This is a genomic window from Clostridium sp. AF36-4 (genome assembly GCF_003435975.1).
GTDB lineage: Bacteria > Bacillota > Clostridia > Lachnospirales > Lachnospiraceae > Eubacterium_F.
The window spans coordinates 53,126-75,627 of record NZ_QTVH01000001.1; the positions used below are offsets into that span (position 1 = coordinate 53,126).

General features: G+C 41.6%; 19 protein-coding genes. 17 read left to right on the forward strand and 2 right to left on the reverse strand.

Annotated features, from left to right (window positions below; all coding sequences use genetic code 11):
• The first annotated feature begins 19 nt into the window (after window positions 1–19).
• The 10 genes from DW005_RS00240 to miaB all read left to right on the forward strand — a co-directional run bounded on the left by DW005_RS00240 (window position 20) and on the right by miaB (window position 10,994).
• Window positions 20–2,413 carry a glycoside hydrolase family 43 protein gene (locus DW005_RS00240; protein ID WP_117477691.1) on the forward strand — a complete coding sequence of 798 codons (2,394 nt, stop codon included), beginning with the start codon at window positions 20–22 and terminating at the stop codon, window positions 2,411–2,413.
• A gap of 151 nt (window positions 2,414–2,564) precedes the next feature.
• Window positions 2,565–2,999: a hypothetical protein gene (locus DW005_RS00245; RefSeq protein ID WP_117477692.1), complete on the forward strand. Its 435-nt coding sequence runs from the start codon at window positions 2,565–2,567 to the stop codon at window positions 2,997–2,999.
• Window positions 3,000–3,018: 19 nt separating this feature from the next.
• Entirely contained in the window at window positions 3,019–4,305 is a 1,287-nt protein-coding gene (locus DW005_RS00250; protein ID WP_117477693.1) for a folylpolyglutamate synthase/dihydrofolate synthase family protein, read from the forward strand.
• Window positions 4,306–4,332: 27 nt separating this feature from the next.
• Window positions 4,333–4,830, forward strand: coding sequence for a Cys-tRNA(Pro) deacylase (ybaK, locus tag DW005_RS00255; RefSeq protein WP_117477694.1), 498 nt, complete (start codon window positions 4,333–4,335; stop codon window positions 4,828–4,830).
• Window positions 4,831–4,925: 95 nt separating this feature from the next.
• Complete coding sequence (gene folE, locus DW005_RS00260) at window positions 4,926–5,480, forward strand: GTP cyclohydrolase I FolE (RefSeq protein ID WP_022378048.1); 555 nt, start codon at window positions 4,926–4,928, stop codon at window positions 5,478–5,480.
• Between the two features lie 17 nt (window positions 5,481–5,497).
• On the forward strand, window positions 5,498–6,307 hold the full coding sequence (gene folP / locus DW005_RS00265; RefSeq protein WP_117477695.1) for a dihydropteroate synthase: 810 nt from the start codon (window positions 5,498–5,500) through the stop codon (window positions 6,305–6,307).
• A 2-nt stretch (window positions 6,308–6,309) separates the two neighbouring features.
• Window positions 6,310–7,131, forward strand: a complete 822-nt coding sequence (folK, locus tag DW005_RS00270) for a 2-amino-4-hydroxy-6-hydroxymethyldihydropteridine diphosphokinase (protein WP_117477696.1) — start codon at window positions 6,310–6,312, stop codon at window positions 7,129–7,131.
• The gene (gene pheA / locus DW005_RS00275) at window positions 7,128–8,261 is read left to right on the forward strand and encodes a prephenate dehydratase (RefSeq protein ID WP_117477697.1); all 1,134 of its coding nucleotides are present in this window, start codon (window positions 7,128–7,130) and stop codon (window positions 8,259–8,261) included. Before folK ends, pheA begins: the two co-directional genes overlap by 4 nt.
• Window positions 8,262–8,372: 111 nt before the next feature.
• Window positions 8,373–9,533 (forward strand): trypsin-like peptidase domain-containing protein, encoded by a 1,161-nt coding sequence (locus tag DW005_RS00280; RefSeq protein WP_181974889.1) that lies wholly within the window; start codon window positions 8,373–8,375, stop codon window positions 9,531–9,533.
• 12 nt (window positions 9,534–9,545) lie between these two features.
• Window positions 9,546–10,994, forward strand: coding sequence for a tRNA (N6-isopentenyl adenosine(37)-C2)-methylthiotransferase MiaB (gene miaB, locus DW005_RS00285; protein WP_117477699.1), 1,449 nt, complete (start codon window positions 9,546–9,548; stop codon window positions 10,992–10,994).
• Between the two features lie 59 nt (window positions 10,995–11,053).
• Here miaB and DW005_RS00290 read toward each other — a convergent pair whose 3' ends face one another.
• Window positions 11,054–11,578 (reverse strand): peptidylprolyl isomerase, encoded by a 525-nt coding sequence (locus DW005_RS00290; RefSeq protein ID WP_022378042.1) that lies wholly within the window; start codon window positions 11,576–11,578, stop codon window positions 11,054–11,056.
• Between the two features lie 270 nt (window positions 11,579–11,848).
• On the opposite strand from DW005_RS00290, the gene DW005_RS00295 reads away from it, so the two are divergent.
• Both DW005_RS00295 and sigE read left to right on the forward strand, forming a co-directional pair.
• A complete protein-coding gene (locus DW005_RS00295) occupies window positions 11,849–12,670 on the forward strand; it encodes a sigma-E processing peptidase SpoIIGA (RefSeq protein ID WP_181974890.1) in 822 nt (273 codons plus the stop codon).
• Between the two features lies 1 nt (window position 12,671).
• Window positions 12,672–13,418 (forward strand): RNA polymerase sporulation sigma factor SigE, encoded by a 747-nt coding sequence (gene sigE / locus DW005_RS00300; RefSeq protein ID WP_022378040.1) that lies wholly within the window; start codon window positions 12,672–12,674, stop codon window positions 13,416–13,418.
• 110 nt (window positions 13,419–13,528) lie between these two features.
• Here the strand turns inward: sigE and DW005_RS00305 are convergent, their stop codons facing one another.
• Complete coding sequence (locus DW005_RS00305; protein ID WP_117477701.1) at window positions 13,529–15,106, reverse strand: glycoside hydrolase family 43 protein; 1,578 nt, start codon at window positions 15,104–15,106, stop codon at window positions 13,529–13,531.
• 278 nt (window positions 15,107–15,384) lie between these two features.
• Here DW005_RS00305 and DW005_RS00310 point away from each other — a divergent pair, with 278 nt between their 5' ends.
• From DW005_RS00310 to DW005_RS00330, 5 genes are read left to right on the forward strand one after another with little or no spacing between them, the layout of a single operon-like run.
• Window positions 15,385–18,504, forward strand: a complete 3,120-nt coding sequence (locus DW005_RS00310; protein ID WP_117477702.1) for an extracellular solute-binding protein — start codon at window positions 15,385–15,387, stop codon at window positions 18,502–18,504.
• Between the two features lie 15 nt (window positions 18,505–18,519).
• Window positions 18,520–19,455: a sugar ABC transporter permease gene (locus tag DW005_RS00315; RefSeq protein WP_022378037.1), complete on the forward strand. Its 936-nt coding sequence runs from the start codon at window positions 18,520–18,522 to the stop codon at window positions 19,453–19,455.
• 17 nt (window positions 19,456–19,472) lie between these two features.
• Window positions 19,473–20,336, forward strand: a complete 864-nt coding sequence (locus tag DW005_RS00320) for a carbohydrate ABC transporter permease (RefSeq protein WP_117477703.1) — start codon at window positions 19,473–19,475, stop codon at window positions 20,334–20,336.
• Between the two features lie 15 nt (window positions 20,337–20,351).
• Window positions 20,352–21,839 carry an SMP-30/gluconolactonase/LRE family protein gene (locus DW005_RS00325; protein ID WP_117477704.1) on the forward strand — a complete coding sequence of 496 codons (1,488 nt, stop codon included), beginning with the start codon at window positions 20,352–20,354 and terminating at the stop codon, window positions 21,837–21,839.
• Complete coding sequence (locus tag DW005_RS00330; RefSeq protein ID WP_022378034.1) at window positions 21,836–22,501, forward strand: YIP1 family protein; 666 nt, start codon at window positions 21,836–21,838, stop codon at window positions 22,499–22,501. The genes DW005_RS00325 and DW005_RS00330 overlap by 4 nt, the downstream gene beginning before the upstream one ends.
• Window position 22,502: the final 1 nt, after the last annotated feature.

Here is a 22,502-nt window from a genome sequence, read left to right on the forward strand (position 1 = left end):
AAGAAGGAGGTATTTTTATATGTTTCAGAAAAAAACAAAAAGAGTTCTTTCGCTTGCAACAGCATTTGCACTTATTTGTACCGGAATATCACTTCCTGACAGCAATGTGGCAAAGGCAGCAAAAAAGGCAAAACTCAAAACAAAGAAAATATCATTAAAGGTAGGAAAGAAAAAGAAAATTGCAATTTCCGGAAAAGTAAAGAAAGCAAAGTACACGTTTAAGAGTAGTAAAAAAGCAGTTGCTTCGGTTAGTAAATCCGGTGTTGTAACAGCAAAGAAAAAGGGTAATGCGGTAATTACGGTAAAAGAGAAAAAGAAGAAAAAGACAAAAGTAATTGGAAAGGTGAAAGTGACGGTTAAGGCAGTGAAAGCAGTTGCGCCTTCAAAGCCACAGACAAAACCAAATACGGCAGCACCGTCGACACCGCAGGCGACAAATGCTGCGCCAACGGCTACACCTTTAAAACCGACGGCTACACCAACAAGTGTACCAACGCCAACGCCGGACCCGAATATTTTTAAAATGGAAGGTGACCAAGTGAAACCAACGGATGCAGATACAAGAGCTACTTATACACTAAACAGTGATGGCAGTGTAACAGTAGAGGCAGGATGGAAATATTATGCAATAGCTTTTGAGAGTCCATTAAATCTTAATAAGGTTAAGAGTGTGGAAATTGAAGGAAGTGCATCCAAAGGATTCCGTCTGAGTTTTGGTAATAAAGAGGGAGAATACTTTATTGACCATAACAATCTGGACAGCTGGGTATATCCAAATGCATTCAGCGATAAGATTACCATTGATTTAACGGAGCAAAATCCGTCCGGAAAAGCAGATTGGTTATTCCTTGGAACAAAAGATAAAGACGAAGTTACTTTTAATATTAAATCTATTTCATTTAAATTAGGAGCAGAAAACTTGGAAAATGTAAACACAGACGGCTTGACTGAAGCGATAAAAGAAGTAGGAAATAATAACCCGATTGCGGCGCAGCGATTTATGGCGGATCCGTATGCAATTGAATATAATGGACGCGTTTATGTATATGGTACAAATGACAGCCAGTCCATGAGAATTGGTGAAGATGGCAAGATTCCAAATAACAATTATTCCAATATCAATACGTTAAACTGTTATTCTTCTGCTGATATGGTAAACTGGCGTGATGAAGGAATTATTCAGGTCGCCGGCAAAAAAGGTCCGGCAACTTGGTCAAAGAATAGCTGGGCACCTGCGGTATGCTATAAAAACATTGACGGCAAAGACAAATTCTTTATTTACTTTGCTGACAACGGAAGCGGAATTGGTGTGTTGGAGGGAGATAGCCCGACTGGTCCATGGCGTGACCCAATTGGCAAGCAGTTAATCAGTAGAAATACTCCAAACTGCGGCGGAAGTGAAGTGCCATGGTTATTTGACCCGGCTGTATTTGTCGATGATGATGGACAGGGATATTTGTATTTTGGTGGAATTGGTGAAGCAACTGACCGTGAACATCCAAAATGTATTCGTGTCGTAAAACTTGGAGATGACATGATAAGTCTTAAAGAGGATCCGGTTGTTATCGATGCACCGGCACCATTTGAGGATTCCGGAATTAATAAATTTAACGGTAAATATTATTATAGCTATTGTACAAACTGGGATGGTGCCAAGAAACGGCCGACGACAAATGAACTTGGTATAGCGAATATTGCTTACATGGTTTCGGATTCACCGATGGGACCATGGTCCGAGGCAAAGGTTGTTTTGAAAAACCCAACATCTTATTTTACCGGTTTGCCAAGTAATGATAAAAATAATAATCACCACTGCATGCTTCAAGTAGGAGATAAAATTTATATGTTCTATCATTCACAGAAGCTGGCAGCCGATTTGGGAATTACACAGGGGTATCGTACCACTGGTGTGGATTTGGTAACCATGGATGAAAATGGTGATTTGACTTCTTCTATGACAAATGAGGGAGTGTCTCAGGTTGGAAGTTTTAACCCATATGATGTAGTGGAAGCAGAGACTTTTGCATGGTCAGATGGAACATCAACGATTGCTGGACCTGAGAAAAATGATGGAAGAAATAATCGTGTTCTTTCTTCCATTGACAAAGGTGATTATGTTGGATTAGAAGGTGTTGATTTTGGCAGTGATGGTGCAAAATCAGTAATGATGAGCATTGCCAGTGCAACAAATGATGCAGCAGAGGGAACAATCTCTGTTTATATTGACAAAATTGCAAGTAACAAAAAAGTTGGTGAAATCACAGTAAATGCGAATAAGGATTATCAGTATTTTAAGACCAAACTTACTAAAACCGTAATAGGAAAGCATAAAGTTTTCTTTAAGTTTAGTGTAAAGGGTATTTTAGTGGATACTTGGATGTTCTCGAAAGAGGAAGAGCCACAGGAACCGTAAAATAGAAGCATAGATATTTTTATAAACTGCGAGTTGGAAAAAGAGAACGTTTTCAATTCGCAGTTTTTCTTTGCCGAAAAGGGTTAGTTGTGATATAGTATTAGTAATCAAATACAAAAGGGAAATATAGCGTTAGGAGAGGATGATTGGTATGAAAGAGAGAAAAAATGTTTTTGCGAAAGAAACAGTCACCGTTTGCGATAAATGTTCCGGACATATGATGTATAAGGGCGGTGGCTGTTATGTCTGCGAGTCCTGTGGGGAAGAGTACCTCACAGATTTTGGAAAGGTGAAGCGTTTTATTAACACATATGGTCCGAGCAATGCAATTACGATTTCGAGAGAGACCGGTGTGAGCCGGCATAAAATACAGGAATTTCTGCGGGACGGGCGAGTGGAAGTCGTGGAGGATCCAACGAATAAGGTTGCTTTCTGCTTATCCTGTGGTGTGCCAATCCGAAGTGGCAAATACTGTAATCTCTGCCAGAGCCGCATGGCAGGAAAAGCATCCGGTGAAAAAGGTGTTTATAATGCGGTGGCAGACGGTGCTATTGACAAGCAGAAAGGCCAGATGAGATTTAAATAAGACAAAGGATGAGAATACGATGAAGATGACTTATGATGAGGCGAGACAGTATATCAAAGAGGCGTCAAAAGCCGGTATACGTCCGGGACTTTCCTGCATGCGGGAATTATGCAGGCGTTTGGGGAATCCGCAGGATGACTTGAAGATTATCCACATTGCAGGAACCAATGGAAAAGGTTCTACGGCGGCGTATTTAAGCAGTATTTTTGGAGTAAACGGCTATCTGACCGGACGTTATGTATCGCCAACGGTATTTTGTTATGAGGAATGTATTCAGTATGAAGATATGGATGGTGTCCATTACATTGATAAGGATTTGCTTACGGAGCTGATTGGCGAAGTGGCTGAGGCAGCAGAGGCGATGGTGAAAGATGGGTGGCAGCATCCGACCACATTTGAATTGGAGACGGCAGTCTCCTTTTTGGCGTTTTGCAGATGGCAGTGCCGGGTGGTTATTTTAGAGGCCGGTATGGGGGGGCGTGAGGATGCCACAAATGTGGTTTCTCATGTGCTTGCCTCGGTTATTACGCCGGTTGGTCTTGACCATATGGCGTGGTTAGGTGATACGATTGCAGAAATTGCCGGAGAGAAAGCCGGTATCATCAAAGCAAAAGGAAAGGTCATCAGTTTTCAGACAGAACCTGCAGCAAGGGCTGTGATTACTTCTGTGTGCCGGAAAAAGCAGGCAGAATTAACGGAAGTGTCAGAAGAGGATATGAGCCTTCTTTCGATGGATGAAAATGGATGTGTCTTTTCCTACTGTGGAGAAAATTACCGCACCGGAATGACCGGTATTTATCAGATGAAAAATGCCAGTTTGGCAATTGGCGTCTGCAGGAGTCTCAAAGAAGAATTTCCACTCGAGCCGGAGCGGATTATGGTAGGTGTAAAAGAGGCGTACTGGCGCGGACGGCTGGAGCGGGTATGTACAGACCCGTTGATTTATGTGGATGGTGCTCACAACGAAAGCGGAGCAAGAGCATTAGCTGATTCATTAAAAGAGTTATTAAAGGGCAGAAAGATACATGGCGTGATGGGTGTCTTTCGTGATAAGGAATATGAAAAAATTGTTTCGATTATGAGTCCGCTCTTAACCGATATCGTGGCGGTGCCTGCACCGGGGACAAGGGGTCTGCCTGCAGCCGATTTAAAGGCGGTATGGGAGAGAGAAAAGGATGTGCCGGCAGAATCCGCAGACTCTGTGGAAAAGGGCTTAAAAAAGGCAATTATAAAGTGTGAGAGCGGGGATGCTATTGTGATGTTTGGCTCATTATCCCTATTAGGAGAGCTTCGCTGGAAGAACTAGCAGTAAATTAGAAAAGAGATGGAAATTATGGCAAAAAAAGAAAAAGAAGTAAAAACGAATGCGATGCGTATTTTGGAAAAACTTAAAATACCGTTTGAGGTAAAGACATATGAGTGCGATGAGTTTGTGGATGGCATGCACATTGCGGACCGATTAGGACAGCCGTATGCACAGTCGTTTAAGACGCTTGTTATGCAGGGAAAAAGCAAAGAATATTATGTCTTTGTTCTGCCGGTAGACAAAGAGGTCGATTTAAAAAAGGCGGCACATGTTGTCGGGGAAAAATCGCTTGCGATGGTTCACGTTAAAGACATTCAGGCAGTTACCGGTTATATCAGGGGCGGCTGTACATCCATTGGCATGAAAAAGAAATATCGTACCGTTATTCATGAATCTGCGAAAGAATGGGATACAGTAATTGTCAGTGGGGGAAGACTTGGTTCCCAGATTCTTCTTTCACCGGATGATTTGGTGAAGGCAGTGGACGGTGAAATGGCAGATATTGTTTTTCATGAGAACAAGTAAAAATATTGGCTGCTGCCCTTGTTAAAAGACGGTTTCGTGTGGTACAATGGGAAAGGTTATGGAGTGAATGGCAAGGAGATTGAGAGGTGCCGGTTATGGATCATAAGAAAATAGAAAAGGCAGTACAGTTATTTTTGGAAGGCATTGGCGAAGATTGTACGAGAGAGGGGTTAGCAGAGACACCAAAGCGGATTGCAAACATGTGTGAGCAGTTATTTGGCGGCTATGAACAGGATGCAGAAAAACATTTGTCACGTACATTTCATGCGGATACCGGAAACATGGTAGTGGAAAAAGATATTACATTTTATTCGGTGTGTGAACATCATTTTCTTCCTTTTTATGGCAAAGTCCATATTGGGTATATACCGGATGGTAAAGTAGTCGGACTTAGTAAGTTAGCAAGAACGGTAGAAGTATTTGCCAGACGTGCCCAAATACAGGAACAGCTGACGGAGCAGATTGCAGATGCCGTTATGCAGTCGCTGCAGCCAAAAGGCGTTATGGTTATGATTGAGGCAGAGCATATGTGTATGACGATGCGCGGGGTGCAAAAGCCCGGTACACAGACAATGACGTATGCGTTAAAAGGAGAATTTGAAAAAGATAAAAACCTGGCACAGATGTTTATGCAGATGATTGCCGGATAGAGAGAGGATGAAAGAAGATGAAAATAGGAAACCGTGAGTTCCCTTTGGGGGAGAAATCATATGTGATGGGCATTTTAAATGTGACACCGGACTCTTTTTCAGATGGTGGAAAATATAACGATATAGAGCGTGCACTTAAGCAGGCGGACAAAATGGTAGAAGAAGGAGCGGATATCTTAGATGTCGGCGGTGAATCGACAAGACCCGGTCATGTTCAGATTGGCGATGAAGAAGAAATCCGCCGTGTTGTGCCGGTTATTGAAGCATTGAAAAAAAGGTTTGATGTGCCGGTTTCAATTGACACCTATAAAAGTGCAGTTGCAAAGGCGGCACTTTCTGCCGGGGCAGATTTGTTAAATGATATCTGGGGATTTCGTTATGATGAGCGCTGTGCCAAACTGGCAGCTGAGTATGATGTCTGTGTCTGCTTAATGCACAACCGTGAGACGATGGAATATAACGACTTTATGGATGACGTAAAAAAAGATTTGGAAATCTCTCTTTCTCTTGCTGAGAAGTATGGAGTAAAGAAAGAGAAAATCATGCTTGACCCAGGGGTTGGTTTCGCAAAGACAAGAGAGCAGAATTTGACCATTATCAACCGCTTGGAAGAAATTAGAGCGATGGGATATCCGGTATTGCTTGGTACATCGAGAAAAAGTGTGATTGGACTTACATTGGATTTGCCGGTTGATGAGCGCGAAGAGGGAACGATTGCCACAAGTGTAATCGGAGCGATGAAAGGCTGTGAGTTCTTCCGTGTGCATGATGTGCAGAAAAATGTACGTGCTCTTCGCATGACAGATGCCATCAGAAGGGAGAACTAGTCATGGATGTAATTAAAATCCGCGATTTAGAAATCTATGGACACCATGGTGTCATGAAAGAGGAAAATGTACTTGGACAGAAGTTTTTGGTTTCTCTTGCTCTTTATACGGATACGAGGGCAGCAGGGGAAAGTGATAATTTGGCGGATTCGGTAAATTATGCAGAAGTTTCTTATCTTGTTAAAGAGCAGATGGAAAAGGAAACGTACCGTCTGATTGAGGCAGCAGCGGAGCAGCTGGCAAAAAAGATTTTGCTAAAGTTTCCCCTTGTAAAAAAAGTGGAAGTAGAGATTAAGAAACCATGGGCACCGATTTTACTTCCTCTGGATACGGTGAGTGTAAACATTACGCGCGGATGGGAAACGGCATATTTGTCGATTGGATCCAATATGGGAGATCGAAAAGCTTATTTAGAGGCGGCGATTGAAGAATTAAAAAAAGTAGAGACAATCCGTGAGATAAAGGTTTCAGAAATCATTGAAACGGAGCCATATGGTTATACGGCTCAGGATAAATTTTTAAATGCGGCAATTGGGTTTGAGACACTTTTGACGCCGGATGCATTACTTTCTGTCTGTCATGAAATTGAGAAGAAGGGAAAACGTGAGAGAAAGATTCACTGGGGACCAAGAACGATTGATTTGGATATTCTTTTGTATGGAGACTGTGTCATGCACACAGAGACGCTTACGATACCACATTCGGAAATGCATAAAAGACAGTTTGTTTTAGAGCCGCTTTCTGAGATTGCTCCGTATGTAAAACATCCGGTGCTTGGTAAGAGTGTCAGTATGCTGTTAGAGGATTTGGAGGAACATAAATGATTGATTTACAAGTTTCAAGAAAGCAGATTGATGAGATTGACAGCCAGATTGTCAAACTGTTTGAAGAACGCATGAAAGTTGCCAATGAGGTCGCCAAATATAAGATGGAGACCGGAAAAGCGGTATTTGACAAAGAACGCGAGGAACAGAAGTTAGACAGTCTTTCGAAAATATGTCATGGTAAATTCAATGAGCGTGCGGTTCGTGAGCTGTTCAGTCAGATTATGTCCATCAGCCGCAAATACCAGTATGGTGTTCTGTCGCATACGGATGATATCACGGATTTTGAAAAAACAGAAAAAGCGTTTGATAAAGAACAGGCAAAAGTATATTATTTTGGCGTGCCGGGCACCCATACACAGCAGGCGATGGAAGACGTGTTTGGTGAGGCAGTACAGGGGATCAGCTGTCAGAGTTTTCAGGGCGTAATGGAAGCTGTTGAAAACGGGCAGGCAGATTACGGTGTCCTGCCAATTGAAAATTCTTCGACGGGCGGTATCAGCACGAATTATGATTTATTGTTGAATTATAAAAACGCCATTGTCGGCGAATACGTGATGAAAATTGACCAGTGCCTTTTAGCACTTCCCGGTACAAAGTTAGAAGATATTCGGACGGTATTTTCCCATCCGCAGGGATTGTTGCAGAGCCGTAAATTTATGAAGGAACATCCTCTCTTTGAAGGTGTGGAATATGGTTCAACGGCAGCAGCAGCCAAGAAGGTGGCGCAGGATAAAGATAAGACGCAGGCGGCGATTGCAAGCCGGCGTGCAGCCAAAGAATATGGACTTGAAATTGTTGCCGATTCCATTCAGCAGGAGAAGAACAACTGTACGAGATTTATTATTATCGGACCAAAAGAAGTTTACACAAAAGAGAGCAATAAACTCGCACTGTGCATTGAACTACCGCATCAGAGTGGTACACTGTACCGAATTTTGTCCCATTTTCTTTATAACGATTTGAACATGACACAAATTGAGTCGCGTCCGATTCCGGGACGAAACTGGGAATACCGCTTCTTTGTTGATGTGGAGGGAAACTTAGACGATGCGGCTGTGCAGAATGCACTTCGCGGTGTGAAAGAGGAATCTGCCTTTATGCGTGTGCTTGGCAACTTTGAGGCATAAAAGACACACTTTCGTCAAAAAGAACACACAATTCATACAAAAAGCGAACAAAAACCGCACACATTTTCATATTATGATAAGAGCAACAAAGACGAAAGGATGTGTGCGAATATGAAAAAATTTGCTAAAATATTAGCAGCTGCTGTGTTATTTGGAACAGCCGCTGGAACCGCTTTTCAGGGAGCGGAAATGATTGGAAAGAATGTGTTAGTTAGCCAGAATGAGACGGTGAAAGATAGTGCCTCTGCGAAACTGGCAACGACTACGGTGACGACAAACCAGAGTACATCGACATCCGATGTTTCATCGATTTCGGAGCAGGTGCTTCCGTCGATTGTGGCAATTGATGTTACGGCACAGACTACAACCAATACGCCGTTTGGCGCACAGACGAGTGAAGGAACCGGAAGTGCATCCGGTATTATCATTGCTCAAAAAGATAACAAAATGTACATTGCGACAAACAATCATGTTGTCGAAGGAGCCACTTCAGTTACCATTATTTTTAACGATGGGAGCAAAGTGAGTGCTACTGTAAAAGGAACGGATTCATCAACGGATTTAGCTGTTGTAGAAGTGGATATGAGTAAATTGTCGGATTCGACAAAGAAGAATATAAAAATTGCTACGATTGGCGACAGTAAAAAGACGAAAGTCGGCGAACAGGCAATTGCAATTGGCAATGCCCTTGGCTATGGAACGAGTGTTACGGTCGGTTATATTAGTGCAAAGGACCGTGAGATTGACGCCGAAGACAGCGCAAGTGTAAAATTGATTCAGACAGACGCAGCAATTAATCCGGGAAACAGCGGCGGTGCATTAGTAAATAGCAAAGGCGAAGTGATTGCTATCAATTCCTCAAAATTTGCTTCTGAGGAAGTAGAGGGAATGGGATTTGCGATTCCGATGGCAACTGCAGAGCCAATCTTAGAAGAGTTAATGAATCAAAAAGAAGTGGCAGCAAACAATCAGGCTTATCTGGGTATTACCGGCCGTGATGTGACAAGCGAATACGAGCAGGCATATGGAATTCCGCAGGGAATTTACATTTCAGAAGTTTCAGCTGGTTCACCGGCAGAGAAAGCAGGATTGCAGAAAGGATATATTATTACCAAATTAAATGGAACGACCGTGAAAACACTTTCCCAGTTGCAGGAAAAACTTTCAAAGTGTGAGGCAGGAACACAGGGTAAAGTCACTGTAAAAATTGCTTCCGGTTCATCCTATCAGGAAAAGACATTTTCTGTTACGTTTGGTAAAAAACAGAACTAATGGAGGAACAATATGTTTGATTATGAACGTCTGGAGGCACTTTCCATCGAAGGAGAGGCTCCACAGTCAGAACCGGAGAGACAGTATTATTTTATGAAAAAGTGCAGGCAGTGGGCAGAGGAAGAGAAAGAGCGAATCGGACATCCTCTTACCATGTCAATTCAGACGCTAGGCTGTCAGATGAATGCAAAGGACTCGGAGAAGATGACAGCAATTCTTGAATATATTGGATACAAAGAAGTAGAGGAACCGGTTGCGGATTTTGTTTTATACAATACGTGTACTGTTCGTGAAAATGCCAACTTAAAAATCTATGGACGGCTTGGTTATCTCAAAAACCATAAAAAGAAAAATCCGTCAATGAGGATTGCTCTCTGCGGATGTATGATGCAGGAAGCGGATGAGGTAGAGCGGATTCGCAAGAGTTATTCGTTTGTTGATTTAGTGTTTGGTACACATAACATTTATAAACTGGCAGAGTTATTGTATACACAGGTGCAGTCAGCACGTCCGGTGATGGATGTGTGGAAGGAGGCCAAAGAGATTGTGGAAGATTTGCCGGGAAAACGTAAATATCCATTTAAGACCGGTGTCAATATTATGTATGGCTGTAATAACTTTTGCAGTTACTGCATCGTACCATATGTGCGCGGGCGGGAGAGAAGCAGAGAGCCGGAGGATATTATTTCCGAAATCAAAGGTCTTGTAGCCGACGGCGTGGTAGAGGTAATGTTACTTGGACAAAATGTAAATTCTTATGGAAAGACTTTGGAAAATCCGGTCACGTTTGCTAATCTATTGCGTCAAGTAAATGAAATTGAAGGACTTAAGAGAATCCGGTTTATGACATCGCATCCGAAGGATTTGTCGGATGAGCTGATTGAGGCGATGGCGGAATGTGATAAAGTATGTACCCATCTGCATTTGCCATTGCAGTCGGGAAGTACGGAAATCTTAAAGAAAATGAACCGTAAGTACACGAAAGAATCCTATCTTTCTTTGGTGGAGAGGATTCGGGAAAAGAATCCAAAACTATCGCTTACGACGGATATTATTGTTGGATTTCCGGGAGAGACAGAAGAAGATTTTGAAGACACATTAGATGTAGTAAGAAAAGTTCGCTATGACAGTGCCTACACCTTTATTTATTCAAAGCGCACCGGTACGCCGGCAGCTGCAATGGAAAATCAAGTGCCGGAAGAAGTAGTGAAAGAACGGTTTGACAGATTGCTGCATGAAGTGCAGGGGATTTCCACAGAGATTACAAAGAGTATCGAGGGAGAGACGGTTCCGGTTCTGGTAGAAGAGATAAATACACAGAACGAAGAACTTTTAACCGGACGCTTATCCAATAATGCGGTCGTTCATTTTCCGGGCGATGTTTCCTTGATTGGAGAAATCTTACCGGTAAAATTAGTAGAAAGCAAAGGCTTTTATTATATGGGAGAAATCGTGAAATAAAAAAAGAAACTGCAATTCATTTCCTAAAAGGGGGGATGAGTCTGCAGTTTCTTTTTTTGTTAAACTGTTTTTGGCTCCGGATAATCTTCTCCAAAAGTTTCTACTGTTACTTTTTCCATAATAACCGGTGTGAGAGGCATATCGCTCCAGTCAGTAGCAACTTCGGCTAATTTATCTACAACATCCATGCCCTCAATAATTTTACCAAAAGCGGCATAAGAGCCATCAAGATGAGAGGCTTTCTTATGCATAATAAAAAACTGGCTTCCGGCGGAGTCCGGATGCTGGGAGCGTGCCATGGAGATGACACCCGGGTCATGGCTTAATGAGTTGTCATAGCCATTTAAAGAGAATTCTCCGGGGATGCTGTAACCGGGACCGCCGGTTCCGTTTCCATCCGGGTCACCGCCCTGAATCATAAAACCACTAATGATGCGGTGAAAGGTGAGTCCGTCATAAAATCCTTTGTTTACCAAAGAAATAAAATTGTTTACTGTGTTCTCTGCAACTTCCGGATAAAGTTCAAGCTTCATAACATCGCCGTCATTCATCACGATTGTTACAATGGGATTCTTTTCTGCCATAATGATAGTTCCTTTCCTATTCAAATTCCAGCGGTTAAAACCGCTTTTTTTATTGTAAAAGATTTTTGCGGCAGATGCAAGTCTTTCGACAAACAATGATAGTGAGAAATGTAGAAACTCTACTGTCTTGATTGGATTGTGTCTAACGATGTCAGATGAAAGAATGATTTGGCTGACAATAATGGGAAAAGGGAGCGGCCGTTTGACAAGCTTTGCAGAGTCTATCGTCTATAATGAGCCTACACAAACGGAAAGGGGATGAAGATGCCAATGAGAGTGAAGTTATACTTAGATGTATTCTTTCTGATTAACACAGGGATGAATCTGGTGGTTTTTCTGACACAGAGTTTATTGATGCAAAAAACCATTCGGTTGTGGCGCCTTATCCTTGCGTCAATATTAGGAGCTGTGATGGCGTGTCTTTTGGTATTGTTTCATGTGCACAGAAATCTCCTGTTGCTTGTTTTGTCCTATTTTTTTGTTAGTGTTTTTCTTGTCCGGTTTGCTTTTGGTAAAATGACGACTGCAAGAACGGTGATGCACCTTTTACTTTATTATGCATGTGCTTTTATTCTGGCGGGGCTTTTGCTTCAGGTACAAAAAAGTTTTCATTACCCGCTTACCGGGGCATCGATGTTAGGATTTATGCTTTTTGTTCTCTTTCTTTTTCGGTATTTTATGCCAAAACTAAAAAAAGAAAAAGAACGGGTGTCATATCTTTACCGGCTGCGGATATATGACCGGGGAAATAAAATCGAAGGAATGGCACTTTTGGATACCGGAAATGGACTTTACGATGCAATCAGCAAAAAGCCGGTTATGCTCGGCAGTAAGAAATTTTTGGAAAAATTGTGGAAGGGAAAAGACCCTCCGTTGATGCGGATGATTCCCTACCATTCTGTAGGAAAAAAGATGGGAATGCTTTGTGCTTTTCGGGCACAACGACTGGAAATTGAATGTGGGGGAGACTGGCAGTTTGTGGAAGATGCGTGGGTGGCGGTCTGCGAAGAATGTGTTTCTGTGGATGGAGAATATGAAATGATACTGCATCCCGATATGTTGAATAATGAAAAAGGAAAGGAGAAATCATAGTATGCTGCTTAAGATTTCGATGCCGGGACAGTTTCAGTTCCGGATGATTCAGGATTGGAAAAGTGTATTTTTTCACCGTGGAGGTGATATTCATTATATTGGAGGGGCAGAGATTCTGCCACCGCCGTTAGAGCCGGGAGAGGAGGCAGCCTGCATTGAGAAATTGGGGGGAGAGCAGAACGACAAAGCGAGAAATACACTGGTAGAACATAACCTTCGCCTTGTTGTGTACATAGCGAAAAAATTTGATAATACAGGTGTCGGCGTGGAGGATTTAATCTCGATTGGAACAATTGGTCTGATGAAGGCAATTAATACCTTTAACCCGACGAAAAACATCAAACTTGCAACCTATGCGTCACGCTGTATTGAGAATGAAATTCTTATGTATCTGCGTAGAAATAATAAAACGAAATTAGAGGTATCCATTGATGAACCTTTAAATGTTGACTGGGATGGAAACGAACTGCTGCTCTCGGACATTTTGGGAACAAGTGAAGATATTATTTACAAAGACATTGAAAAAGAAGTTGATAGAAGTTTACTGCGTAAAGCATTGGAAACATTATCTGAACGAGAACAAACGATTATCCGTCTTAGATTTGGAATCGACGATAAACTCGGACAGGAACTCACACAGAAAGAAGTCGCAGACCTCTTAGGCATCTCCCAAAGCTATATCTCACGATTAGAGAAAAAAATAATGAAGCGGTTAAAGAAAGAAATCTTGCGCTTAGAGGGACGTTAAAAATAAGGTGCTTTCAATAAAAAAGAAGTTACAAATCAGCGAGAAACTTTATTCGCGAAAGCGAATCTTTTGTTTCGAGTCGATTTGTAACTTTTTTTATAGTAACTATCTTATTTGTTATCATCCTCATACAAGAAGTGATCGAATGCTGCGACGGTGCTGCTTTCCTCACCGTTTGAGGTTGCATACAGTCCGATGGTGTTTCCGACAAAGCCACCGGCTACATCAGTAGACAGAATTCTTGCATCTACTTTATCCGCAAGTATTTTCTCAGATTTGCCATCGACAGAATAAGCAAAGGTTAAATCCTGTTCATTTTCCGTGATGCGAAGTGTGAGGTCAGGATAAAGGGCATCCAGTATTTCTTCTTTTAAGACAGTGACCTTATCACGTTCTGTCTTAACAAGAGAGAGAACAGTGGCGTCTCCTTTTTTGCCGGCCAAGAGCTGGTAGTTAAATGACTGGCTCTGGTAAATGGCAATTCCTGCCTGCTCGTTTTCTACAGCAGGAGAAAACGAAAGTTTTGTTTCTGCTGTAAAATCAAAACTAAGCTGGCGCTGACACACATAGGAAGGAGTTCCTTTTGAGGATAACGTATCAGCATCCGGTTTCATTTCTAAATATCCCGGACGATTCGTAAGAGAATAGTTTTCCTCTTTCGGATTGCGTAAGTACATAAAATGAAGTGGAAGCGTATCGGTGTCAAAATCTTCTTTTGCAGGAATTTCTTTCGCTTCATAAGCAGGAAGATTAGGCATTGGGAAAGTATCTTCCAAAATACCTTTTCCCGGATTGATTACAGGCCATCCATCTTCCCAGATAAATGGTACTAAGTAAGTTTCACGTCCTAAATTCCTATAGTAGCCGCCTCGTGGACGGGAGGCCAAGCATACCATCCACCACTCACCATTCTGGGTCTCAACGATATCCGGATGTCCGACATTTACAATCGGATAGTGGTAGCCAAGATGACGGTGTGTGAAAATTGGATTTGCCTTATGACCGGTAAAAGGCTCTGTCAGGCTTTTACTGCGGGCAATCGAAACTGCATGGTTGTGTCCGGTTCCGGCCTCGGATATCAAAAGATAGTAATAGCCGTCTTTCTTGTAGATATGTGGTCCCTCCGGCCATTCCACACCGCGGAGAGCACCATGCCATGCCGGGTAACTTTCGCCGACAAGTTTCATCGTATTTAAATCTAATTCCTGAATATAAATTTCATTATCACCGAAATAGCGGGAGCCTTCTCTGCGGTTCTGTGTACCACAGTAGTAGCATTTGCCATCATCATCAAAGAAGAGAGATGGGTCAATGCCGGCAGAATCCAAAGGATATGGATCCGACCAAGGACCGGCAGGGTCCGTTGCAGTGACAATAAAATTATTGATATCATTCGTTGGTGTTACGTTTGTTGTAATCATGTAAAAGGTTCCATCGTGGTAGCGCAGTGTCGGTGCAAAGATACCCTCACTTGTTTCTGCATTTACCAAAGGAAGCTGTTCTTTTCTTTCTAATATGTTACCAATCTGATTCCAGTGTACTAAATCACGGCTGTGAAAGATTGGAACACCGGGGAAATAAGCAAAAGTTGAAGTTACCAAATAATAATCATCGTTTACACGGCAAATCGATGGATCCGGGTAGAAGCCCGGAAGTATCGGATTCATGCCTGTTTTTTTGTTGTCCATAAAAACCTCCAAGTTATGAAATATGTATACCTGCATTCTACTATATGGATTCTCTCTTGTAAATACAAAACATTTTTCAAGGGAAAACCAATCATTTTTTAGCAAAAATACATAAAAAAATCTATCAAAAACTATGGACATGTTACAAAAATGGTGATATACTTTATAACAAACTGTATACATATTATACAAAAAAACATTATGTGTTTTGCTCCCATGGCTTATTTCACTGGCAGAATGCATAAAAAGAGAAACAACGAAAGGAGATTGCGACAGCTATGTCAAAGTTGATGAAGAAAAAAGGCTTACGGACATTCTTGATTGTAGTACTGGTGATTATCGCTTTTGTACTATTTTTCAAGTTAAAAGGTTCTTCCGTAAGTGACAACTCCGACAAGTACGCAGGTGTGGATTTTGACACTATGAGCAGCGAATATCAGCGTGAAGGCCAGTACAGTGATTATGTGGCTAAGCGCACGGACGCCAATACACCAAGTGGTTCCTATGATATTCCGGTTGCCGGTTTCGTGAAGAAAGAGACAACCAAAAACGTCACTGTACATAATGATCTTGGTCCGGAGAATGAAAAATCAGAATCGGTGTTGATTCCGGAAGGAGAAAGCGCAGTGTATTCTGTTAATGTGGAAGAGGAGGGTTATTACAACTTGAACCTTGAGTACTATCCTTCCACAGGAGACAAGGACGACCGAGGAATTGCAATTGAGACCAAGGTAGAACTTTACAATGAAAAAACGGGTAAATACGAAACTCCATTTAATGGTGCCGAGGGTGTTGACTTCGAACGTGTCTACACGGATGATGGCAAACCAAGCAAGGATAACCAGGGAAATGAGATTCGTCCTTCCCAGATTGAGGATCCGACACGCGGATGGATTTCTTCCTATTTTGAAGACCCAACCGGATATGAGATGGATCCGTATTACTTCTATTTAAAGAAGGGTGTCAATAAGATTCGCTTAACTGGTGTCAACGAACGTTTGATTATGCGTAAGTTCACAGTAGGTAATATGAAGAAGATTCCTACCTATGCAGAGTACGCAGCAGAGAACAAAGGAAAGACAAATAACGTTGACAAATCTTACGTTCAGAAGATTCAGGGTGAAAAGTCGGACAGACGTTCATCACCATCTTTATATGCTACTTATGACCGTACATCGGGAGATACCGAATACGAGGATGAAAAAGGAAATGTTACCAAGCATAATACAGACAAACAGGTTTTGAATGTAATTGGTGGTACACAGTGGAAAGTTGCCGGTGACTGGCTGGAATGGACTACGAAAGTAGAAAAAGAAGGCGATTATGTAATCGGTATTAAAGGACGTCAGGGATATAACCGTGGTTATATCGCAAACCGTTCTTTGTACATTGACGGAGAGGTTCCTTTTAAAGAGGTAGCTAGTCTGCAATTTACTTACAGCAATGTTTGGGAAATGCTTTGCTTACAGAATGATAAAGGCGAGGCATACAAATTCCACCTCACTGCTGGAGAACATAAAATTCGTTTGAAAATTACACTTGGTGAGCTTGGTGAGTATCTCTCCCAGTTGTCTGAAAGTGTATACCGTATGAATCAGTATTATCGTCAGATTCTTGTATTGACAGGTACAGAGCCGGATGAGTTCCGTGATTACCAGATTGAAAAGGTATATCCGGATATCATTAAGGCAATGGGCGATGAGTCCAAAATCTTATATCGCTTAGTTGATGAAGTTACTGCATATACCGGTGAACGTGGTGGTGAAATCGCCGTAGCACAGACACTGGCTGCACAGATGGAAGAGTTTGTTGACCGTCCGGATAAAATTCCTCAGACGTTGTCGAACTTCAAAGAGAATGTATCTTCTCTTGGTACATCAATTAACAACTTAAGTGCAACGGCGATGGATATTGACTATATTGTTCTTGCCGGCGACAAATCTTCAATTGAAGAAGTAAACGAAGGAAGTTTTGACCGAATTGTACATGAGTGTACATTGTTTATTAACTCCTTCCGTTCCGATTCCTCTGCACTTGGTAATGTGTATGATTCGGATGATCCGGATGTTATCGATGTATGGATTACTGCCGGACGTGACCAGAGTAATATTTTGAAGAACATGGTAGACCAGCAGTTTACTCCGACTTCAAAAGAAAAATATGGAAAAGAAATTAAAGTAAATGTTAAATTGATTGATGCTGCAGCGTCAGCAAATACAGTTACAAACTCTGCCGGTGCGGTAAATGCGATGCTTCCTGCCGTTATGTCAGGTAATGGTCCGGATGTAGCGCTTTGTATTTCGCAGACAGAGCCTGTCAACTACGCACTTCGTGGTGCGACTGTGGATTTGACCCAGTTCTCGGACTATAAAGATGTACTTTCTGAGTACCAGGCAAGTTCTTATGAGTCTTACTGGTTGAAAGATAAGTCCGGACATAAAGGTTTGTATGGTCTGCCGGAGACAGAAAACTACAACGTATTGTTCTATCGTACCGATATTATGGAAGAACTTGGTATTGATGCGACACAGATTAATACATGGGATGATGTAATCAAAGTACTTCCGAAACTGCAGAAGAACAGCATGTCGTTTGCAATTCCTTCGGTAGAGCGTAAGATTAACAACGCATCCAACCCTGACCTTGCAAACTACTATGCCCAGCTTGTTCAGCGCGGTGGTTCCTTGTACCGTGATGACGGTATTGAGACAACAATTGGTAGTACAGAAGGTATTCAGGCATTTGAATTCTATACCAAATTATTTACCAACTACAAACTGGTTAAACAGTACGATTTCGCAAACCGTTTCCGAAGCGGTGAGATGCCAATCGGTGTAGCAGATTACAGTACATTTAATACATTGTCTGTATTTGCTCCTGAGATTAAAGGTCTTTGGAACTTCGGTATGGTTCCTGGTGTGAAACAGGAAGATGGCTCAATCAACCGTTCCGTTCAGTCATGGGGTACTGCTTCTATGATGCTTAAAGGTGCGGAACAACGTGGCAAGAAAGAAATCGCATGGGATTTCTTGAAATGGTGGGCAAGTGCTGATACACAGGCTACCTACGCAAGAGAGCTTGAGGCTGTTATGGGTGCTGCGGCACGTTATGCAACAGCAAACAAAGAAACCTTTAAGACATTGTCTTGGAGTAGCAAAGAGTCCACTGTACTGGATGAACAGCACAAATGGGCATTTGGTATTCCGCAGGTTGCCGGCGGATATTACACAGAGCGTCATATCACGAACGCAATCCGTAAAGTCATGAATAACAACGAGGACCCTCGAGAGACGATTCTTGATTATGTTATTACGATAAATAAGGAGTTATCAAACAAACGTGAAGAGTTTGGGTTGAAGACTCTGGAACAAGAAGAAAAAGAAACAAAACAAAAATAAGAGAGGAGTGAAAAAATGAATTTTCTGGGAAAATACATGCAGATTAAAAAGCGCAATGCTAAAATCGCATGGAAGAAAGCTAAGATGTCAAAGACATGTTACCTTTTCCTTCTGCCGTATTTGATTGTGTTTACTGCATTCTACATTTTGCCCGTGCTGATGTCAGTATTTTACAGTTTCACGTACTATAACGTACTGGAACCGGCAAGATTCGTTGGTGTAGATAACTACATTAACCTGCTTCTTGCAGATGATGTATTCTTGATTGCGGTTAAAAATACATTCTTGCTGGCAGCAATTACCGGACCGCTTGGTTATATCATGGCATTTTTGTTCGCTTGGTTTATCAACGAGCTGCCACGTTATATCCGTGCTTTTGCCGTAGTTGTATTCTATGCACCGACAATTTCAGGTCAGGCATACTTGGTATGGTCTATCTTATTTAGTGGTGATGCATATGGATATGTAAATTCATTTTTGATTAAATTTGGTTTTATCAGTGAGCCGATTCTGTGGCTCACGGATACTGCCTACATGATGAATGTTATTATTATCGTCGTATTGTGGATGAGTCTTGGTCAGGGATTCCTTTCCTTCGTAGCCGGACTTCAAGGTATTGATAATTCGCAGTTTGAAGCGGGTTATGTGGACGGTGTTAAAAACCGCTGGCAGGAACTTTGGTACATCACACTGCCTGGTATGAAACCTATGCTTCTGTTTGGTGCCGTAATGGCAATCACACAGACATTCGGTGTCGCCGACCAGACGATGGCGCTTTGTGGTTTCCCTAGTACGGACTACGCGGCGCGTACCGTAGTTACCCATCTGATTGACTATGGTACTACACGATTTGAGATGGGTTATGCTTCCGCAATTGCAACAATTTTGTTCGCCGTGATGCTGTTGTTGAATAAGGCAATTCAGTCACTGCTTAGCAAAGTTGGAACTTGATAGGAGGTATAGCAAAGATGAAATTAATTAAATTAAAACGAAGAAAACCAAACCGCTCAGTCGGTGGTGATATCGGTATTTACATTTTGCTGATTTTGTTTGGTATCTTCTTTGTACTTCCGTTGGTATATTCCATCAGTAGTGCATTTAAACCGCTGGATGAGATTTATCTGTATCCACCGAGATTTTTCGTGAAGAACCCAACATTTAATAACTTCCAGGATTTGCTTGTTGTTATGTCAAGCTCCTATGTACCATTTACCCGTTATGTCTTTAACACGGTATTTATTACATTGCTTGGTACGGTAGGTCATTTGATTATTGGTTCAATGGCTGCTTATGTTTTGGCAAAGTATGAGTTCCCGGGAAGCAAAAAGATTTTCAAGATTATTCAGGCTGCAATCATGTTCAATGCTTATGTATTGCAGATTCCTACTTATATCATTATGAGTAAGCTTGGATGGATTGATACGTACTTAGCACTGATGGTGCCGGCGTTCGCACTGCCGATGGGATTGTTCCTTATGAAACAGTTTATGGAGCAGATTCCGGATGCATTGATTGAAGCGGCTAAGATTGATGGTGCGAAAGAGGGAAGAATCTTCCTTCAGATTGTCATGCCTAACGTAAAACCGGCATGGTTGACAGTAACAATTTTCTCTGTACAAAACCTTTGGAACATGAAAGGTCAGGTATATATCTACTCGGAAGAATATAAGATGCTGCCATATGCATTGCAGCAGATTATGGCCGGTGGTGTTGCCCGTGCCGGTGTAGGTTCCGCTGCGACAATGGTCGTTATGATGGTGCCGATTTTAATCTTTATTTTGGCAGAGAGTAACATTCTGGAAACAATGGCTAGTTCCGGAATTAAAGACTGATAAGGAGGAAAGAAAATGAGAAAAATGAAACGACTTACTTCGGTATTTGCGTTATTACTCGTTGCATCCCTCCTTGTAAGCAACGCGGAGGTCCTCGCGAACAGTTCTGATGGCAAACATTATACATATACTTATGATTGCTGGGATGTTGACCGTGAGTCTCCGGATGCTTATTCGGTTGAGCGAGTAATTTCCGGTTCTGATTTTAAAGATTGTGGCAACTTTTCTGAGCCACAAGGTCTTTTCTCGACTGGAAATAAGATGTATGTTGCAGATACAGGAAATAATCGTATTTGTGAATTTACATATGAAAACAATGAGTTTACTTATGTAAAAGAGGTAACCGGTTATAAAGATGCTGAGGGAAAAGATGTAAAATTGAATGGTCCTCAGGATGTATTTGTAACAGATGATGGACAAATGTACATTGCCGATACCGGTAATAACAAAATTGTTCACTTGGATGCAGACGGCAATATGGTAAAAGTAATTGGTCGTCCAAATGATAAAACCTATACGGATGCAAAATTTCTCCCACAAAAGTTAGTTGTGGATGGTGCAAAACGTATTTTTGCTCAGGTTCAGAACGTAAACAAAGGTTTCCTTGAGTTTGATGACGCCGGAGACTTTACGGGATTTGTCGGAGCCAGTGAAGTAACTTATGATTTCTTTACTTATTTGTGGAAAATGGTTGCTACAAAAGAGCAGCGTGCACAGATGGATTTGTTCGTTCCGACAGAGTATTCGAACCTTTGTCTGGATTCCGAAGACTTCATTTATGCAACAATCAGTACATTTGATGGAGCTGTAGAGTCGGCTGAACCGATTCGTAAATTGAATGCAAAGGGAACTGATATTTTGGTACGTAACGGTTACAATGATCCATATGGTGATTTGCGTTACACCGAAAAAGGCGAGATGAAAGGACCTTCCAAGTTTGTAGATATCTGCTGCTTGTCAAATGATGTTTATTATGCACTGGATAATACAAAAGGCCGTATCTTTGCTTATGATTTCCAGGGTAATATGCTGTATGCCTTTGGCGGACATGGTTATAAAGCCGGATTGTTTATGAATCCTTCGGCAATTGAAGATCTTGGAGATTCTCTCTTGGTTACAGATCAGAAGTTAGGAACGATTACCCAGTTTACTTTGACTGATTATGGTAAAATGATTAACGATGGCCTGGCTGAGTACAAGAAAGGTAATTATGATGAATCCGCTAATATCTGGCGTGAAGTCCTGAAGCATAATGGTAACTACGACCAGGCATATATTGGAATCGGCCGTGCACTTCTTCGTGAGAAGAATTATAAAGAGGCAATGAATTACTTTGAATTAAAACTTGATGCCAAGAATTATTCTAAAGCATTTAAGCTTTACCGAGAGGTTTGGTTTGAGGAGAACATTGGTACGATCTTGATTATTATTGCAATCCTCATTCTCCTTGGATTTGGTGTTGGATTTGTGAAGAAAGCCAGAAGGGAGGTTGAAAAAGGATGAAAATAAAAGAAAGACTGACCAATAAAGATGCATGGATTCGTTACCGCGATTCTCTGCGTTATGCCCTTCATTGTATCGTAAGACCTTTTGATGGTTTTTGGGATTTGACACATGAAAAGAGAGGGTCTATGGCGGCAGCCAATACAATTGTTATTCTGGTCCTTTTGACAAACCTGATTAAATTAGGTGCAACCAGTTTCGTGTTTAATCCGGTAAACTGGGATAATGTAAACCTGATTTTAGAGATTGCAACATTCCTTGTACCATTTATTGTGTATGTTGTTGCAAACTGGTGTCTTACCACCTTGTTTGATGGTAAAGGTACATTAAAAGATATATGGATGGGTACCGCTTATGCAATGACACCATATGTAATTATTCAGTTGATACTGATTCCTATGAGTAACGTTGTTACTGAAGAAGAGGGTGCATTTTACACTGTGTTCAGCAACTTCTCCATGATTTGGTGTGGATTGCTGATTATCGCATCTGTAATGATGATTCATGACTTCATGCTGGGTAAAGCATTTTTATCTTTGATTTTCTCAGCGGTAGGTATGTTGATTATTGTATTTTTGCTTGTACTGTTCTTCAGTTTGATTAGTGATGGTTTCTCCTATTTCTATTCGATTTACAAAGAAACCATTTTCCGAATGTATTGAT